The following is an 18,295-nucleotide window of genomic DNA, read 5'->3' on the forward strand; positions in this document are numbered from 1 at the left end:
TTATCATTTTTTTATCAAAACAAAAAGGAGAAACCAAGTTTCTCCTTCTCTATTTTTTATGTTTTATTGACTATTTTTTCTCTTTACCATACACCTTCAGTTCAAAGATGTAGTTTTGGATAGCCTTGATTTGTTGAGGACGCTTCATGGTAAACAATCTACTCTGTTTTGGTAAAATAATTGGTTTTTCGGGTTTCTGATGAGCTTCCAAAGAATCTACAAGAGCTTTGATGTATTTTGCTTTGATGGCAAAAGCTGCTCCTTCTTGTTTGGTATGCTTTCTATTGATGATACCCACCAAAAATCCTTTATCATCCAAAAGAGGTCCACCACTATTCCCTGGGTTTACAGGAATAGACACCTGATACTCCAAACTATCACCCTCAAAACCTGTTCGAGAGGCTACTTCTCCTTTACCATACACCAAATCTTCACGAGGGTACGCCAATGTAAAAACTTCCTCGCCCAAATCTACTGGTTCATAACGAAACATATAAGGTAGAGGGTTGAAATTTGTAAACTTGTCGTCTGTAATCTGTAAAATCGCCAAATCTCGTTGCTCATCTTTATAAAATACAACTGCTTTATATCTTTGAACGGAATCTTGTTTTGCTTCTGCATAAATAGCTGTTGCATCTTTCACAGCATGATAGTTCGTCAATAAATAACCATTCTGAGAAATTACAAAAGCTGTTGCTGTATGGTCAACGACAGGCTCATCTTGTTTTTCATTTTGTTCTTCTAAAGAGCTTTGTCGTCTTTTTACAGCATCCAAGTCCTTTTTAAGCGACTGAAAGTAAGTTATCTGTTGACTTTCTAAGTTATTTAGGTTTCTGGCATTCCAAAGTACTCCAATTGCCGTAAGGATAGCCACAGAAGCCGCCACAGCCATTGTAGGGAAATGCTTTTTCCAAAAGGTCTGAACAATCGGATGTTTATAAAATACCCAAGCTTTGTGTTTTTCCAAATCTTTATGAAATACGTTCATTTGAGCTTTCAAACGCTCACGTTCAGCATGTTGATTGAGTGTTTCTAAGAAAAAACGATGTTGTTCTACTTCTTCTGCAAAAAGAGGTTCTGTTTGCAATTTTTCTTGAAACTGTTGCAACGAATCTCCTTCCAAATTACCTTTTAGGTAGCTTTCTATCCATTCGTATCGTTGTTGCAAATTCATGATAAGTTAAAGTTTTAAATGTTTAATATTATTACGTTGAATAATGAATTTTATTTATATTTCTCAAAAAACAACTTTTTAAGTCGCATTAAGCATTTGTATTTCTGATTCTTGGCATTATCAGCATTGGTATAACCCATTTTTTCAGATATATCTTGCATCGAAAGATTTTCGATATAGAAATCCTTGAGAAGTGTTCTACAAGGCTCTCCTATAATATCCAAAGCTTGAGCCATTGCTCCATATTTATGTTCTCCATCCTCTGCATTAATTTCCTCTTCTTCAAAAGGAATAAAACTTTCAAAATCTTCTATTTTGCCATAATAACGCCCTTTCTCTCTCAATCTCTTTAGCCAAAGCCTTCTACACACCGAATACACAAATGTTTTGATTTGGCATGTCAGCAAGAAATTCTCTTGCTTGAGTTTCTCATATAGTACCAAAATAGCCTCCTGATACAAATCTTTGGCATCTTGGTCTGTACCATTGTTTTGAATTATAAAATGTAAAATAGTTGGATAATGTTGTTTATAAACTATTTCCAATACTTTACTATCTCCCTGACGCAAACCTGCGATAATATCTGTTTCTGAATACTGCAAAGCCTGATGACTCATGAATGATTTAGGTGTATTTTGAAGCAGGAATTTAGCCATTGCTTTTTAATATTCAAAATCCATATTACATAAAAGCAAGAATGCTTCTATTCATGTAATTTTCCTTTGATACCATTTTCAAAAAAAAGTAACCCAAGTTCTCTTTGTCAAATTTTTATTTATTTTTTAAGATTCTGATTTTCATACTGTTCAATCTAAATTTTAAATAGTAATTGTTCATTGTTTTTACTATACATTGTTAAGTCTATGTTTAGCCAAAGTGTATCATTTTTAACTATTTCATAATTTTTCTTTCATCATAAAGCAAAATTAAAAAACGTAGTTTGTAAAAAACTACCTTGAAAAAGCACCATAAAACAATCATCATTTCGGATGTACATTTAGGGACATCAGGCTCAAAAGCGAAACAGTTAGTTCGTTTTTTAAAGCAAAATACTTGTGAAAACTTGATTTTGAATGGAGATATTATAGATGGTTGGCAGTTACAGCGTTCATCGGGCAAGTGGAAAAGAAAGCACACTCGTTTTTTTAAGCTGATTTTAAAAATGGTTGATAAATATAAAACGAAAGTTATTTATCTGAGAGGTAACCATGATGATTTTTTAGACCAAATTCTGCCTATACGCATTGGTAAAATCTCTATCATGCGAGATTATATCTATGAAAGTGCAGGAAAACGTTTTTACATTACACATGGAGATATTTTTGATAGTATCACAACAAAACTAAAATTCATTGCCAAATTGGGCGATATTGGTTATACTTTCTTGTTGTGGTTGAATAAATGTTACAACCAATACCGAGCCAAACGAGGCTTGCCTTACTACTCACTTTCACAAAAAATAAAAGCAAAAGTAAAGTCGGCTGTTTCGTATATTGATGATTTTGAAAAAGAACTAGCTAATTTCGCTCGTGTTAAAGAGTGTGATGGGATTATTTGTGGGCATATTCATCAGCCCGCCATCAAAGAAATAGATGGCATTATATACATGAACTCAGGCGATTGGGTAGAATCGCTGACTGCACTTACTGAGGATTTTAAAGGCAATTGGGAACTTGTTCATTATATCAAAGACATAGACATGCATGCTGAGTATGCCAAAGAGGAAGATAAAGATGATGAATTAGACGAATTAACTGACTTTGATATTCAAGATTTAATTAGCCAATCGTAAAGATTTTACTCTTATATCAATTGAATCAGAAAAATTGTAGCACTTTGTTACAATTTTTTTTATTTTTTGTTGTTATTTTAATGATCATTCAATAAATTAGCAAATAATATTTCCAATTATGCAAACGATCAACATACCCACTTCTGACGGTTATACACTTTCAGGAAGTATCTATCATTCTGATTTAAAACCAGATAAGATATTACTTATCAATCCTGCAGTTGCTGTACCTCAGCGTTATTACTCCGAATTTGCTCAATTCATGGTTCAGAAAGGCTATACGGTTTACACCTACGATTATAGAGGTATTGGTGCTTCCAAATACTCAAAATTAAAAGGTTTTAAAGCTGATATGCAGGATTGGGCAACCAAAGATTTGACAGGAGTTTTATCGTTTATTCAAGAAAAGCATCCAAACACCTCTCTTTCTGTGGTAGGGCATAGTTTTGGTGGAAACTGTTTGGGACTCAACGAAAAATCAGAAAATGTATTTGATAAGATAGTAATGGTAGGCTCACAACATGGATATTATGGCCATTATTGGGCAAGTAAAAAACCTCTTTTATTTGCGTTATGGAACATCTTTATCCCTACTTTTAGCCATTTATATGGATACTTCCCATCTCAGTATTTTGGAATGGGTGAACAACTTCCCAAAGGAGTAGCTTTGGAATGGGCTAAAATATGCCGAAACCCACAATGGCTCTTTGCATACTTGCCTGAAAATAAAAATTATTACGGAAAAATAAAGCAACCCTTGCTTGCTATTAGTATAGAAGATGATTGGTATGCCCCAAAAAAAGCTGTAGAAAAACTTTTTGAAGATGGTTATAAAAACGCTCAAGCCAAACGTTTACACTTATATCCAAAAGATTTTGGCATGAAAGAAATTGGACATTTTGGCTTTTTCAAGAAGAAAAATAAAGAACAATTATGGCATTTAGTAAGTGATTTTTTGAATGACTAGTAAAATTTTTAACCTATGACTGAACCTGCAAAAAAATATAGCAAGAAAGAGGAAATCATGTGGATAGCATCCGATATTTTCAGGCAAAATGGCTACCATAATACCAGTATTTCGGATTTGGCAAAAGCTTGTGGTTTACACAATGCTCATTTTTATTACTATTTCAAAGATAAAGAAAATCTTTTGGAAGAAAGTTTAGACTACATTACCAATTATTTCAATAAGAAAGTTTTTCAAATTGCTTTTCAAGAGGGTTTATCTCCAAAAGAAAAAGTGACCTTAATGCTTGAAACCACTAAAAAAATATTTTTATACAAACAAGGAGGCTGTATTATGGCTAATATCACTCTTGAAACAGCTCAATACGATAGCCGTTTTATCCCTGTGATTCAGAATTTTTTTAATAAATGGACAGATTCCTTAAAACATATTTACCAAGAAATGTATCAGCCTCAAAAAGCTCAAGAAAAAGCAGAGCAGGCCATTCAAGATATAGAAGGAGGTATTTTATTGATGCGTTTATATAAAAATGATAAGTACTTTTTGAATGCTTTGCAAAGAGCCTCAGAAGTTTTAAACTGATTGATGACTTAAATTTTGTTGTCATCATAACTCTTACATTTAAAAATTAAAAAGATGGAATTAATCTTCAGAATAACTCTTTTTATTACAGGAATCATAAACTTACTTCCATTCACATTGGTGTTCTTACCTGAAAAAATGTCAAAAAGTTATGGTATAGATATTTCTAACCCAAATTTAGAACTTTTATTAAGGCATAGAGCTGTACTTTTTGGTATTGTAGGAGGATTAATGCTGTATGCAGCGTTGATGAAAACCCATTATTATCTATCAACAGCTATTGGACTCATGAGTATGATTTCTTTTGTTGTTTTATACTTTCATATTGGAGGGATAAACCAAGAATTAAAAAAAGTTATGATGATTGATGTAATAGCATCTATTATATTACTATTGGTAGCAATTATTTACTTTGTTCATTCAAAAAATAAATGAATAAGACATGAAACAACGACTTATTTTCGCCCTTTTGATGGGCATTATTACCACAGGTATTATCTCTTTTACCCTTATCAGTATTAATGTTGGTTTTACAGAGAAATTTCTACAAATATGGCTCAAATCGTGGATAATAGCTTATTTGGTTGTTATTCCAGCTATTTTATTTATTGCACCAAGAGTACAAGCATTTGTCAATAAGCATTTTACAGATAATTAAAATTTGCTTCAACCAGTTTTTTTATGAAAATAGATTTTTTAAAAACAGATAAAAAAGAATCATTCAAGATGTGGCGTTTTAGAACACTCATGAATTGGTATCCGATGTACTTTGGTACTGGCGGAAAGATTTTATTTTGGTCTGATGATAGCCAAGAAGTTCATTTAAGACTCAAATTAAGCCTTTGGACATACAATTATGTAGGGACTATTTTTGGGGGCAGTATGTTTGCAGCCTCAGACCCTTTTTACATGATTATGCTGATGAATAATCTCGGAAAAGATTATGTAGTTTGGGATAAATCTGCTCAAATACGTTTTAAAAAACCTGCTAAACAAACTTTATATGCTAAATATACTTTAGATACTCCCCTACTTGACTCCATCAAGCAAGAAGTTGCTGAAAAACAAGAAATTGATAAAATTTTTAAGATACAATGGGTTGATCAGAATGGCGTAGTTCATTCAGAAATTGAAAGAGCCTGTTACATTGCCAACAAACAGTTTTATCAGCAAAAAAAAGGATTTATACAAACAGCCAAATTTGCTTAAACCTTTAAATAATAACCAGCTATGAAGAAACATTGGTATCGCATGAAGTTCAATTGGTGGCTTCTGTTACATCGGAAAAATGCTTGGATTAGCTCTCTTTCAAGCAATTATTGTGAGCTTTCCCTTAAGATTCTCATGAATCGGTTTACACCTCAATATTATGGTTCTATGGCTCCTGTAGCTATGTTAGAAGCAACAGATGTGATTTATGAATGGCTATTACTCAAAAATTTGGGCAAAGAATATGTTGTTTTTAGTAAAGAAACCCATATCAAAAATATTAGACCAGCCAAACAATCTCTATATGCTCATTTTATTATCAATCCTTTTTTGGTATTTGATATTATTGAGAAGGTAGAACATTGGCAAGAACATGAATTTAGCTTCTGGATTACCCTTAAAGACAAGCAAGATAAAATCTATGCCCAAATTGAAAAAACAGTTTATGTAGCCAGAAAAGATTTTTATAAAATTCGTCAGGCTCATGTTCAATACGAAAATACTCTCAGCAAACTGATTAGTTAGTTTCTTTGATATTGAGTTTTTTAATTTTTTTGATAGGCCCAGGGCAATGGCTCTGATGGCATGCAACACAGTTTTGAATCACAATATCAAACTGTTTGATACGTTTTTTTTCATCTTTTTCTTCATAAAGCCTATTGAGATTATCCTCGAAGGCTTTTGCCATATCAGGATATGCTTCTGTTTTGGTATCTTTATCTGTGGGGGTTGCCGCATGCAAATACCTGAATTTTTCTCTGAAATCAGGGGGTAATTTGCCTTCTAACACAGCTTTTTTAATCATTTCAGAATCATCATACATTTCACGCATCAAAACAGAAAGCTCACTGCCTCCATTGGGATAAATAGTAGAATCGGTGTATTTTGCGTAATTAAGTGTAGGTTTTGAGATTTCCTGTTTTTTCTCAGTTTGGATAGAATCTTTTTTGACTGTTTCCTTTGTTTCGGTTTGTTGTTGACAGTTATGAAATACTGCCAAACTAAAAATCCCGAATGCTAAAATGTATAGAAATTTCATAAAAAAATATTTAAAAAACCTTTACAGATTTGTTCTATAAAGGTTTTGATGAGATTAAACGTTCCTTAAAATTATTTGATAATTACACCTTTTGCTTCAAAAGAAAGTTCTTCTTTGGATTGAGTAATTTTTGCAATTTCTTCTTTTGATTTTTTAGCATCTTCAGCATAATGCTTTTGTGTAGCAACATCAATAGTTTCTTTAGAAGCAACTCCTTCAATGATTACTTGCTTGCCTGCTGCATCTTTAGGAACAAAGAAAGCATAATCTTTAAATTTTACTCTCATTTTTTGTCCATTTCCTAGGTCTAATTGCATCCAACAACCTTTTTTCTGACAAACAGATTCGATTTTTCCTGTAAGTTTGGTATCTAAAGTTTTTTTACCTTGCATCAGTTTAGGGAGTTCTGATACAGCTACTGCATTAGCTTCTGTAATTTTTTCTCCATATTGCTTCTGAGCCATTACCCAAGAAGACACTAAAAATAAAGCGAAGGCAACTACTAATTTTTTCATGGTAATAAATAATTTTTTTAGTTTGGACATCTGTAACTTTAACGTGATTCGTTTCTAAAAAATTCTTAAAAAAATAAAAACTTCTGAAATTTGGAACTATTCTAAATCTACACAACTTATGTACCAATTTTGTTTATAGCTAATATATGCCTTTTCATAAACTTAAACCTACTATTAATGAAAAAGTGGCTTTATATTTGATTGAATAGGTTAGTTTTGTAATTCTCTAATTTTTTTAATTTTTATACTGATGCTTAGATTTTTTTCATGTTTTTTATTTATTCTTTTGATAAGTAGCTGTTCTGAGACGAAAGAGCAAGATGCTCAAGGAAAAGAAGATACTATTGCCTCTAACTTATCCACTGACAGTTCCTCTTCTAAAACGGAAGACCCTGAATTGGAGGAATTTAAGGTAAATGATGCTCAAAAGAAAGGCATCATGCTCAATATTGTTAGGCAATATTGCCAAAGTATCGCTGAAAAAGATTATAAAAAACTTGAATCGTTATTTGCTGATTCTGTAAATCAATACGCTTTTTTAAAAAATACAACCAAAGAGCAAATTGCTTTGGAAATGAAGCGTTTTTATGCAGGTAAAAAAGATATTCGTTTGGTGGCAGACTATGGCGAAATGAAGATTAAAGATTATACACTTAATATTCCTATTTTTATTTCTTGGGAAAAATATAAAGCTGATACTCAAGCAGAAATCATCTTTGATAAAGCTTTTAACATGGTTTCATTTACAGAAAAGCCTTATATCAAAGCCAAAGAAGGCGATAAAGTAAAAAATTGGGCAGGTAAATATGTAATTGAAGGTGGCAGACAAGAAGAAGCTTTTTTAGAAATTACTGCCATAAGTGCCAAAAAATTGGAGTTTAGTATTCGCCTTGCTGAAAATGGTGATTGCAAAGGAACAAAATTTGAAGGCACAGCTATTATTTTATCTGATACAGAGGCTTCTACAACAGAATCGGAGGACTGTAAAATGTCTTTTATACTCGAAAAAGAACAAATTACACTTAAAGAAGTGCCTGGTTGCACTGCACACAAAATAGCTTGCAGTTTTGAAGGTATTTATACTAAAAAAAGTAAATAGAGAAAGTTTTAAATATAGTTTTGTAGTGATAGAAAAGCATTTCCTCTTGGGAAATGTTTTTTTGTTTTGAGTGGAAATATTCATTGATAAATAGGCTTATATTTACATAATATTATTGATGTGCTTAAACCTTTCAAAAATGCTCATGAAACAAATTATAAAATGGGGACATCAACATCCAAAAGAATTATTTAAAATAGATGGTATAGGAGCTATTATCTCAGCAGTATTATTAGGATTTGTATTGGTGCATTTTGAAGAATTATTTGGTATACCCAAATCTACTCTATATTTTCTTGCTCTATTGCCTTGTTTTTTTGCTTGTTATGATTTTTACTGTTATTTTAGAGTTGATAAGAAATTAAAATACTTTCTGAAAGGCATTGCTTTTGTAAATCTGTCATATTGTTTTTTATCTATAGGATTAACCTTTTATCATAAAAACAGTGTAACAGCTTTGGGTTGGGTATATATTTTTGCAGAAAGTTTTATTGTCATTTTACTTGCCGTTCTAGAGTTGAAAATTGCAGAAAGTCAAAATATATAAACGAAAATGTATATACAATGATGCCACATAAGTTTCATTTATTCTTCATATTTCTCTTAATCTCTTTATGTGCTTGTGGGCAATTAGATAAAGAAACAAATATTCATTTTGAAAAAGCTACAAAACTTTTCAATAATAAAGAATATGAAAGTGCTTTAATTTACGTTGATAAAGTGATAGAAAAATATCCTACTGACTATTTTTCTTGGACATTGAAAGGGCGTATTTTATTTAATCTTAGAAAAGATGCTGAAGCTCTGAAAGCTCTCGATAAGGCTATAGAACTCAATCCAAAGTATTATGAAGCTTATGGACACAGAGCCGTTTTATGTAGCTCTATTGGAAAATGTAGTCAAAATCAAATTATCAATGACTTTGATATGGCTCTTATTGGCAAACCCAACGATACGAAACTCATTGAGAGAAAAGCCTATTACCTTTATAAGTCAGGATTATTTATTCAATGTATTGAAGAATGCAATAAGATTTTTAAGTTTGAGCCTAACAATTACTATGGTTTTATGCTAAGAGCACCAGCATATAAAAAACTTGGTAAGAATGAATTAGCTCTCAAAGACTACAATCAAGCTATTGATATAAATCCCAAAGAAAACTTTGCTTATGCAGAAAGAGGACTTTTCTTTACAGAACAAGAAAAATATGATGAGGCTGTTAAAGATTTTGATAAATCTCTTGAACTAATATCTAAGAAGAATAATGACCCTGATTTTTTAATACTGAAGGCTTATGATCTAAATAACAGAGGCTTTGCTTATTTTAAATTAGGTAATGCTGAAAAAGCCTTGATTGATATGAATACTTCTTTAGAATTACTCTCAACAAATTCTTATGCCTATAAAAATCGTGCTTTGGTGTATTTGAGTAAAAGAGAAAAAAACAAAGGATGTGCAGACTTGCAAAAGGCTCTTGAATTGGGATATACACAAAAATATGGGGATGAAGTAGAAGTATTAATCAAAAAATATTGTAAATAAGAATTATGAGAAAGATAGTTTATTATGTTGCCAGTTCATTAGATGGGTTTATTGCTGGTTTTAATGATGATATAAGCGGTTTTGTAGGAGCAGGTAATGGTGTTGACAAGTATTTAGCAGATTTGGCAAATTTTGATACTGTTGTTATGGGTAGAAAAACCTATGAATTTGGTTATCAGTATGGACTACAAGCTGGGCAACCTGCTTATCCTCATATGAAGCACTATATTTTTTCGGAAAGTTTAAAGTTTGAAAATCAAGACCCTAAAGTTCAAGTGAGAAGAATGGATATTGGTGAAATTGAGACTCTAAAAAACCAAAATGGAACAGATATTTATTTGTGTGGTGGTGGATTGTTTGCTGGCTGGCTTTTGGATAATCAAAAAATTGATATTCTCAAACTTAAACTCAATCCTCTGATTTTGGGAAGAGGTATCAAATTGTTTGGAGAATCCTCTAAAAAATATAGCCTAAATCTTTTAGATACAGAATCTTATGAAAATAACTTACAGATTATGACCTATCAAATTCGATATGAACGCTAAAACTAATTTATTTCAACCTATCCAATTATGAACACGAATATAAAAATTGATGGATTCAAAATTATTTCAAGAAACTTATCAACTGTATTTCAGTATGTTGCCAATCTTGAAAATGATCAATTTTGGAGAAAAGAGATAAACTCTACATCCATGAATGCCAAACCTCAAATCAATACCTTGGCAGTTGAGGACTCTTTTTTATCAAAAAAAGTACCTCATCATATATTAAATCTTATTTGTACTGAGTATATTGAAGAGAATAAAATCATTTATCAAACTGTACCAGACTCCCCATTCTTTCTAAAAAGTATTAGAATTGTAGAAGCTATTTCAGAGCAAGAAACTAAGTTTTTGTACCATATTGAGTTTGACAAAAACATTGTAAAACATGGGTTGGGCTTCATGTTACCTGCCTTTATAATCCGATATGTAGCCAAACAGGATATGAAAAAGTACCTGAATAAATTAAAAACAATTCTTGAAACACCTCATTAAAACATTCATCACAAGCTATTCATTTATAAAATAAACATCTATGGAAATTGATTATTCACAAACGTTTTATCATGGTACAAAAGCTCATTTGCAGGCTGGTGATACAATAGAAATAGGTTTCCAATCTAATTATGGAGAACGCAAACAAGCTAAATATGTGTATCTTACAGCCACTTTGGATGCTGCTATTTGGGGAGCTGAACTAGCTTTAGGTGAAGGAAAAGGCAGAGTGTATGTTGTAGAACCCGCTGGCGTTATAGAAGATGACCCCAATTTAACGGATAAAAGATTCCCTGGAAATCCTACCAAATCATATCGAACGAAAAGTCCTCCTAAAATTGTCGGAGAAGTGACAGATTGGCAAGGACATAGCCCAGAACAACTCCAAACCATGCAAGAAAACCTCAAACGACTCAAAGAACTTGGTATTGAAGCGATTGAAGATTAGATAAAAGTGATTATCTTGCATATATCATTATCTAAATTTTTAATGAAAAAGGTATTATTATTATTTACTTTACTGCCTTTATTTTGTTTTTCTCAAAATATAACAAAAAGAGAATTAAGAAAGATTATTAAAGAATGTATTAGGATTAATAAGGCTCGTTTTATTTCTGATAAAGATTTAATTTTGGTTGCTAATAATACTGATAGCTCTTTTTTTAATACTATTAATCTAACAGTATATACTGATAGACAGTATGATTTTTGCAAATGGATAGAATTTTGTTTTTTAAACAAAAAAAATGCCTACTTTAAAGATTGTCAAGCTTGTAAAGAGCCTTCAACATGTTACTCTACAACTGAAAAAAATATATATAATTATAAAATCATAAAAGAGAATAAAGAACTGACTATTGAGTTCAAAAACAAATTTGAATGCAGACTGTTTCAAATTTTAGAAACTAAAAGAGATAAATCAAAAAGAATTACGGAAATTCTAATAACTCAAACTATTAATAAGATTTAAACCAAAACCTTTGGAAAGTTTAAAACTTTCCAAAGGTTAGCGAAAGTAATTATTATGCAGATAAAGAATTTCTCAATTAATGATGATTTCATCAGCCTCAATTATCAAGGAAAGCATTTTGACTTACACAATAATTTTGAACTTACTAACATAATATCCAATCAAGAACAAAAAACTATTTGTTTTATCTTTACAAAAGGAAATGGAAACTGGATTCGTGAAAATAGTCCAAATTGCTTGATGTTATTATTTAAAAATGTTACTCAAGTGTATTACAAAGATCATGATATAAATTATCCATTAGAATGTATCCCTCAAGACCAATTTACTATTAATATGTTAGGTTTTTCGTTTGGTGATAGTAATATCATGAACGGTGTAACTGATAATGTTCCCAAAGAAGATTTGCCAGCATTACTTTTTGTATTGGAAACAGGAAAAGCTATTAAAATTGTAGCTGAAAGTGTAGAATTGTTTATAGAGTAGTATAAATTATCTCATATTTACAATTTACTCTTCCTCTTTTATCTCTAAATCTCATTTCTTACATCTCAAATCTTCTAATATTTTGAACTTTAAAATAAAAACCTTTAATTTACGGCTGATAATTTTAGACTAAAAAAATATTTCAAATGGAATTATACTTAGATTCTGCAGACATCAAAGAAATTGAAGAAGCATTCAAATTGGGCTTCTTGACTGGGCTTACTACTACTCCTACATTTATGCACAGAGAGGGCGTTACGGATGTGGATGCTATCATGCTTAAACTTTCCAAAATAGTTCCTGTATTGCAAGTAGAAGCTCTTGGCGATAATGCTGATGAAATTGTAAAAGAAGCAAAAAGATTGGTTAAAATTGGTTTACCTAAAGACAAAACGGTTTTCAAGATACCTGTATCTTTAGAGGGTGTAAGAGCTTGTAAACGTCTTACAGATGATGGTTTCATGGTAAACATTCACTTGGTTTATACTTTACAGCAGGCTTATATGGCGATGGCTGCTGGGGCTACTTATGTTTGCCCTTTGGTGGGTCGTTTGCAAGATCAAGGACATGACGCTTTGAGCTTGGTACAACAATGTGTAGAAGCTGTCAATTATTATGGTTATAACTCAAAAATCATGTTTTCTTCTGTTCGTAACGTGGAGCATGTACGCAACGCTATCAATGTGGGTGTACATACTGTTACTGTGCCTTGGAAAATCATGAAGCAACTTACTGAAAACCACTTCACTACATTAGGCACACAACAATTTGAAGAACATACCAAATTGATGACTAAGAAAGTGAAAGAGATTATCCGTAAAGATAACCCTATCGTAAAACTTTCTGAAACTGTATTAGATGCTGTGGTACAAATGACAGAGTCTGGTTTTGGAGCTGTTTCGGTAGTAGATGCTAAGAAAAACTTGGTAGGTGTTTTCACAGATGGCGATTTACGCAGACAGTTGAAAGAAAGTGGAAAAGATTTACTCAAGAAAAAAATGAGTGATTTTGAATATAAAACTCCTCTGACTATTGATTCTGAGGCTCTTTTAAACGATGCCTTACAAATATTTAAGCAGAAATCAGTAGATAACATCATCGTAACAGAGAAGGGAAAATTGAAGGGAATGGTTGATGTACAAGATTTTATTGATTTAGGTTTAATGGGTTAAAACGATTAACTACTGCTTTCCGAAAGGCTCACCCCTTTCGGAAAGTCCCTTTTTATATATTTTCTTTGCCACTAAGCAACCTTATACACTATGAAAAATGTTTTAGCCCTCCTACTCTTTTTCTGTGGTCATAGTTTATTGGCTCAAAACAAAGAAACTGTTTATACCCTCCAAAATGACGAACAGATTGCTGTTTATGAAAGTGCTTTAGGCGTTTACCAATCTCGTTTGGGCTTTGCTGTTGTTATAGAAAACACTAAAAAAAATACTCGAAAATATTGCGTCAATAAAACGATTTATGAAACTTTCAATCGTAAATCTATTGAGCATCCTATCATTACCAACGAACATTGGGGCATTGTAGATACACGAGCAGATAGCAATTTGGTTATTTTTGATGGCTATCGAGTTGCCAAATATCCCAATACCAAAAGAACTTTTGACCTTCGTATTACAAAGCGTTTATATGGCTACATTGTTTACGATGAGCCTTCAGCAGAGTACAATGTAATTGTGAATGGTTTTACGTATGGTCCGTATGTAAATCTACTCAATTATTATTTAAGTCCTGATGGAACAAATTGGGCTGTAAGTTATTACGAAAATGTCGGTACACATTACAATTATTATGTCCGTTTCAATGACAAAAAATTATTGGGATACCCAAATCCATGATTTTACGCTCTTAAATGGTAATCAATGGGTTTTGGTAGCAGAAAAGAAAGACCAAGAAGATAAAATCTATGTAGCTCATCATAAAGGAGATATAGGTTTTTTTGATAAAAAATTACAAACTCAGGATGTAGAAATCAAATTGGTGCATACCAATCAAAATTATGCCATGAATCTTGTAAAAGACCAAAAAATTTATTTTATGGTCAATGGCGATTTGTTTGGACCTTATGAAGAGTTTGTAAAACAAACCGATTTGGGTATCAAGCCTGAACGTTTTAATTATGTGGTAGGTAAGAAAAACACTCTTCATTTCAAAGATAAGCCTATTTCTGACAATGTCAGGAAGTTTACGGTTAGTGATAGTCGTAATACAATAGCAGTAGTTTTTAATGATGACAAGCTTCAAATTAATAATAAAACGAATTTAGGAACATTCAAGAATATCGAAAAAATTGATTTTCCTGCTAATAAAGAAGATTTTTATTTTTGGGCAAAAGAGTCTGAAAATACTTATGCTCTTTATGCTTATATCGAACAAAAAGTTTCGCAATTAGGCTCTTACAAATTTTCTAATGCTATCAAAACGCTTCCTGATGTCCATTTTGCTCCAAGCGAAAAAAATTGGGGTTTTTCGTATCTCAATGATAAGCAGGAATCTAAAATTGTGATAGATGGAAAGGAATACGATACTAATTTTATCAATGAGGTTTCTTTGTATGCTCAGGAAGGAAAAGAATACGCCTCATGGCTTAGTTTGGAAGGAAAAAACATCATTTTGAATAAAATCGCATTTGAATAAAGAATTTATCTTATAAATATATTATTCTCACCTTGAACTGTTTATCTTGTTCAAGGTGTTTTTTTATGTCAAAAATTTGGATTTCATTTTGTTTTTTGATAATATTACAATATCATTTTAATATCAAATATATACTATTATGACACAAGAAATCTTGATTAAACCGAAAGCAGGTTATGGTATGTTGTTTTTATTGTTGTTTGGGATTGTTGCTACCGTAACAAGTTTTGTCTTGGCAAATGAGTTTCCAATATTGCATTTATTAGGCTTATTGCTCGCCATTGCTACATTTTTAGGCTTATTTGGCTTTATTGTCGTAAACCCTAATGAATCAAGGGTAATGACCTTATTTGGAACATACAAAGGTACTGTAAAAGATAGTGGTTTTTATTGGGTGAATCCATTTATATCCAAAAAGAATGTTTCTTTGAGAGCAAGAAACTTAGAAAGTAAAACCATCAAAGTCAATGACAAAGTAGGTAACCCTATTGAAATTGGGATGGTATTGGTTTGGAAGGTAGAAGAAACTGCTCAAGCAGCTTTTGCCGTAGATGATTACATCAAGTATGTTGAAGTACAAAGTGAAGCAGCTTTGAGGCATCTGGCTGGTTTGTATGCTTACGACCACTTTGAAGATGATACCACCAACAGTATAACATTGAGAGATGGTGGAGAAACCATTAATCATCTGCTTGAAGAAGAACTTACAGAAAGGCTTAAAATGGCTGGTATTAATGTTGTAGAGGCTCGTATTACACATTTGGCGTATGCCCCTGAAATTGCAAATGCTATGCTCCAACGCCAACAGGCAATGGCAATAGTAGCTGCTCGTACCAAAATTGTAGAAGGTGCTGTAGGAATGGTAGAAATGGCTTTGGATAAACTCAACAAACACAAAATAGTAGAATTAGATGAGGAACGCAAAGCAACAATGGTAAGCAATTTGCTTGTAGTATTATGTTCTGAAAGAGCTGCCTCACCTGTTGTGAATACAGGTAGCCTGTATTAATCTTTTGGGGAGCATACTCCCCAAAATAACCTTGAACAATAATGAGTGATAAAGAAAAAGAGAAAAAGAAAAGTTTTGTATTGCGTATGGATGCTAAGATGATGGAGAAGTTGGAACAATGGGCTAATGACGAATTCAGGAGCATCAATGGGCAAATAGAATACCTTTTACATCAGGCTCTTAAACAAAGTGGCAGATTAAAAGAAGATAAGTAAATTGGCAAAAAAAGAAAAATGATTTAACTTTGAAAAACCACGTTTTTAAGAAAATAATTTATGAAAAAAGTTCTTCTCTTAGCTTTCCTGATTGTATTATCTATTCAGTCTATTGCACAAGATAGTGTAAAAACCATTATCTATAACCGTTCTGCCAAAAATATTTACGTTTCCTTGGCATATTATACCCGACTTCCCGAAAGTGATGTGGCTTTGTGTACATATGGCTGGTTTGAGGTAAAACGAAGTAGTTCTAAGACTATTTGGACAAAAGCTATAAAGGAAAAAGGTATTTTTTATCATGCTCATAACATCATCAATAGAAATGATAACTGGGGTGGAAGTTTGTTCTATATGGTACATCCTTCTATCCCTTTTCATATTTCGTATGCCAACAATTCGGCTCTTGCCACTTCGTTAGATGGTGATTTGAAGCCCGAAGAATTACAACAATTGGAAGCTTATCCATTCAGGGAGCTGAAATGGAATCCGAAAGGCTTTTTTCAATTGAATTTATTAGATTAGATAGTTTTATACCTTATTTACCATAATATCATAAACAACTAACTATCAAGAAATTATTTATGGAGAACAACATCGAAACTCTCTTAAAAAAATTAGAAGAAAAATACAGTCAAACAGGTCAAAGCCTTGCTGCCAATCTGGAAGGACTTTTATACAACGATTATTTAAAATATTGGGATTACATTCAAGTAGAAACACTCTTAACGCTTCAAAAACCTAAAACCAGCATTCCTGATGAAATGATTTTTATCATGTATCATCAAATTACAGAATTGTATTTCAGACTTATCTTGTGGGAAATAGAACAAATTGGTAATCAAAGAGATATAGAAGCAGCTTGGTTTTTAGATAAAATTCAACGCATAAACAGATATGTAGAAACTCTTGTAAATTCGTTTGATGTGATGAGTGTAGGCATGGAGGCAGAACAATTTAAGAAATTCAGAATGGCATTGTTACCAGCCAGTGGATTTCAGTCTGCTCAGTTTAGATTGATTGAAATTTCATCTACAAATTTTATAAATCTTACCCATCAAGATTTTAGAGATAAGTCCAATGCAAATACCACTATTCCTGAGATTTATGAACATATTTATTGGAAACGTGGGGCAACAGAAACAGCCACAGGCAAAAAAACGATTACACTTCAGCATTTTGAAGAAAAATATTCTGAAAGTTTTATGCAATGTGCTTATGAGTACAGAGATAAAAACATTTGGGAGAAATATAAAGAATTGGAGAGAAAAGGTGTAGATGTATCAGCAATACAACAAGCTCTTAGGAATTTTGATTACCTATTCAATGTAGAATGGGCTTTATCTCACTTAAAATCGGCTGTGAGATATTTGAGAGAGAGTGGCAAGCCAATTGATGCCACAGGAGGCACCAACTGGACAAAATACCTCCCTCCCAATTTCCAAAGAATTATATTTTTCCCCTCATTGTGGACAGAAGAAGAACGCCAAGAATGGGGACGAAAAAAAGTAGAAGCTTTGTTGCAATCCTAACTCTAATGAGTTAGGATTTTTTTCTTGAATATGTTTTTTTAGTAATGGTTTCAGAACCTACTACTTTTCCCAATTCTTTGAAGCCTAATTCTTCTATTTTCACAGTTTTATGCTTTTTTCTGATTTCTTCAAATTTATCAGCAATTCCCTCATAACCCTTTGTATTAAAGTATTCTACAGCTACAATATAATCCCATTTTGCCAAGCTATCTGTACTTTGGTTTTCATAAAGTTCGTATTGAGCTATCAGTTTTTGTTTTACGGCTATACTATCCATTACAAACCAGTTTTTTTCTAAATACTTTTTCAATCTATCTTTCTGATTATCAACAGATTTAACATAAGTAAACGTCCAGATTCTTTCTTCATTCTTTCCAGACTTAAAACGGGGGCTGCATCCCCATAGAAACAGAAATAGTATTCCGATATAAAATAGTTTTTGCATAATTATATTTTTCTTTATTAAGCAAACGTTCAA

26 protein-coding genes are annotated in these 18,295 nt (G+C 32.1%); 21 read left to right on the forward strand and 5 right to left on the reverse strand.

The features are described 5' to 3' along the window. Nucleotides 1–70: 70 nt before the first annotated feature. Both AD998_13970 and AD998_13975 read right to left on the reverse strand, forming a co-directional pair. Nucleotides 71–1,174: a hypothetical protein gene (locus AD998_13970; protein KOY87101.1), complete on the reverse strand. Its 1,104-nt coding sequence runs from the start codon at nt 1,172–1,174 to the stop codon at nt 71–73. Between the two features lie 50 nt (nt 1,175–1,224). Continuing rightward, a complete protein-coding gene (locus AD998_13975) occupies nt 1,225–1,791 on the reverse strand; it encodes an RNA polymerase subunit sigma-70 (GenBank protein ID KOY88213.1) in 567 nt (188 codons plus the stop codon). A gap of 338 nt (nt 1,792–2,129) precedes the next feature. Here AD998_13975 and AD998_13980 point away from each other — a divergent pair, with 338 nt between their 5' ends. The 7 genes from AD998_13980 (at nt 2,130) to AD998_14010 (ending at nt 6,249) form a co-directional block, all read left to right on the forward strand. Further along, on the forward strand, nt 2,130–2,966 hold the full coding sequence (locus AD998_13980; protein KOY87102.1) for a phosphoesterase: 837 nt from the start codon (nt 2,130–2,132) through the stop codon (nt 2,964–2,966). A gap of 118 nt (nt 2,967–3,084) precedes the next feature. Then, complete coding sequence (locus AD998_13985) at nt 3,085–3,933, forward strand: hypothetical protein (protein KOY87103.1); 849 nt, start codon at nt 3,085–3,087, stop codon at nt 3,931–3,933. Between the two features lie 15 nt (nt 3,934–3,948). After that, complete coding sequence (locus AD998_13990) at nt 3,949–4,515, forward strand: hypothetical protein (GenBank protein ID KOY87104.1); 567 nt, start codon at nt 3,949–3,951, stop codon at nt 4,513–4,515. Between the two features lie 54 nt (nt 4,516–4,569). Then, nucleotides 4,570–4,950, forward strand: a complete 381-nt coding sequence (locus AD998_13995) for a hypothetical protein (GenBank protein ID KOY87105.1) — start codon at nt 4,570–4,572, stop codon at nt 4,948–4,950. A gap of 7 nt (nt 4,951–4,957) precedes the next feature. Next, the gene (locus AD998_14000) at nt 4,958–5,173 is read left to right on the forward strand and encodes a hypothetical protein (protein KOY87106.1); all 216 of its coding nucleotides are present in this window, start codon (nt 4,958–4,960) and stop codon (nt 5,171–5,173) included. 23 nt (nt 5,174–5,196) lie between these two features. Next, on the forward strand, nt 5,197–5,724 hold the full coding sequence (locus AD998_14005; GenBank protein KOY87107.1) for a hypothetical protein: 528 nt from the start codon (nt 5,197–5,199) through the stop codon (nt 5,722–5,724). Nucleotides 5,725–5,766: 42 nt separating this feature from the next. Continuing rightward, on the forward strand, nt 5,767–6,249 hold the full coding sequence (locus AD998_14010; protein KOY87108.1) for a hypothetical protein: 483 nt from the start codon (nt 5,767–5,769) through the stop codon (nt 6,247–6,249). Here the strand turns inward: AD998_14010 and AD998_14015 are convergent. Next, on the reverse strand, nt 6,242–6,763 hold the full coding sequence (locus AD998_14015; protein ID KOY87109.1) for a hypothetical protein: 522 nt from the start codon (nt 6,761–6,763) through the stop codon (nt 6,242–6,244). The genes AD998_14010 and AD998_14015 overlap by 8 nt on opposite strands. A 71-nt stretch (nt 6,764–6,834) precedes the next feature. Continuing rightward, a complete protein-coding gene (locus AD998_14020; GenBank protein ID KOY87110.1) occupies nt 6,835–7,278 on the reverse strand; it encodes an amino acid aminotransferase in 444 nt (147 codons plus the stop codon). Between the two features lie 250 nt (nt 7,279–7,528). Here AD998_14020 and AD998_14025 point away from each other — a divergent pair, with 250 nt between their 5' ends. The 14 genes from AD998_14025 (at nt 7,529) to AD998_14090 (ending at nt 17,817) form a co-directional block, all read left to right on the forward strand. Then, nucleotides 7,529–8,377 carry a hypothetical protein gene (locus tag AD998_14025; protein ID KOY87111.1) on the forward strand — a complete coding sequence of 283 codons (849 nt, stop codon included), beginning with the start codon at nt 7,529–7,531 and terminating at the stop codon, nt 8,375–8,377. A 139-nt stretch (nt 8,378–8,516) separates the two neighbouring features. Next, nucleotides 8,517–8,924, forward strand: coding sequence for a hypothetical protein (locus AD998_14030; protein KOY87112.1), 408 nt, complete (start codon nt 8,517–8,519; stop codon nt 8,922–8,924). 20 nt (nt 8,925–8,944) lie between these two features. Next, entirely contained in the window at nt 8,945–9,919 is a 975-nt protein-coding gene (locus AD998_14035) for a hypothetical protein (GenBank protein ID KOY87113.1), read from the forward strand. A gap of 5 nt (nt 9,920–9,924) precedes the next feature. After that, the gene (locus tag AD998_14040) at nt 9,925–10,464 is read left to right on the forward strand and encodes a dihydrofolate reductase (protein KOY87114.1); all 540 of its coding nucleotides are present in this window, start codon (nt 9,925–9,927) and stop codon (nt 10,462–10,464) included. Nucleotides 10,465–10,491: 27 nt separating this feature from the next. Continuing rightward, nucleotides 10,492–10,959: a hypothetical protein gene (locus AD998_14045; GenBank protein KOY87115.1), complete on the forward strand. Its 468-nt coding sequence runs from the start codon at nt 10,492–10,494 to the stop codon at nt 10,957–10,959. 40 nt (nt 10,960–10,999) lie between these two features. After that, nucleotides 11,000–11,407: a rifampin ADP-ribosyl transferase gene (locus AD998_14050; GenBank protein ID KOY87116.1), complete on the forward strand. Its 408-nt coding sequence runs from the start codon at nt 11,000–11,002 to the stop codon at nt 11,405–11,407. Nucleotides 11,408–11,449: 42 nt separating this feature from the next. Then, complete coding sequence (locus AD998_14055) at nt 11,450–11,929, forward strand: hypothetical protein (GenBank protein ID KOY87117.1); 480 nt, start codon at nt 11,450–11,452, stop codon at nt 11,927–11,929. Nucleotides 11,930–11,983: 54 nt separating this feature from the next. Next, entirely contained in the window at nt 11,984–12,415 is a 432-nt protein-coding gene (locus tag AD998_14060; protein KOY87118.1) for a hypothetical protein, read from the forward strand. Nucleotides 12,416–12,561: 146 nt separating this feature from the next. After that, nucleotides 12,562–13,587: a transaldolase gene (locus tag AD998_14065; GenBank protein ID KOY87119.1), complete on the forward strand. Its 1,026-nt coding sequence runs from the start codon at nt 12,562–12,564 to the stop codon at nt 13,585–13,587. A gap of 90 nt (nt 13,588–13,677) precedes the next feature. Further along, nucleotides 13,678–14,262, forward strand: coding sequence for a hypothetical protein (locus AD998_14070; GenBank protein ID KOY87120.1), 585 nt, complete (start codon nt 13,678–13,680; stop codon nt 14,260–14,262). Further along, entirely contained in the window at nt 14,228–15,061 is an 834-nt protein-coding gene (locus tag AD998_14075) for a hypothetical protein (GenBank protein ID KOY87121.1), read from the forward strand. The genes AD998_14070 and AD998_14075 overlap by 35 nt, the downstream gene beginning before the upstream one ends. Before the next feature lie 139 nt (nt 15,062–15,200). Continuing rightward, a complete protein-coding gene (locus tag AD998_14080) occupies nt 15,201–16,070 on the forward strand; it encodes a band 7 protein (GenBank protein ID KOY87122.1) in 870 nt (289 codons plus the stop codon). Nucleotides 16,071–16,345: 275 nt separating this feature from the next. Beyond that, nucleotides 16,346–16,810 carry a hypothetical protein gene (locus AD998_14085; GenBank protein KOY87123.1) on the forward strand — a complete coding sequence of 155 codons (465 nt, stop codon included), beginning with the start codon at nt 16,346–16,348 and terminating at the stop codon, nt 16,808–16,810. 59 nt (nt 16,811–16,869) lie between these two features. Next, nucleotides 16,870–17,817: a tryptophan 2,3-dioxygenase gene (locus AD998_14090; protein ID KOY87124.1), complete on the forward strand. Its 948-nt coding sequence runs from the start codon at nt 16,870–16,872 to the stop codon at nt 17,815–17,817. A gap of 10 nt (nt 17,818–17,827) precedes the next feature. Here AD998_14090 and AD998_14095 read toward each other — a convergent pair whose 3' ends face one another. Then, on the reverse strand, nt 17,828–18,262 hold the full coding sequence (locus AD998_14095) for a hypothetical protein (protein KOY87125.1): 435 nt from the start codon (nt 18,260–18,262) through the stop codon (nt 17,828–17,830). Nucleotides 18,263–18,295: the final 33 nt, after the last annotated feature.

This window comes from bacterium 336/3, from assembly GCA_001281695.1.
Taxonomy (GTDB): Bacteria; Bacteroidota; Bacteroidia; order Cytophagales; family Thermonemataceae; genus Raineya.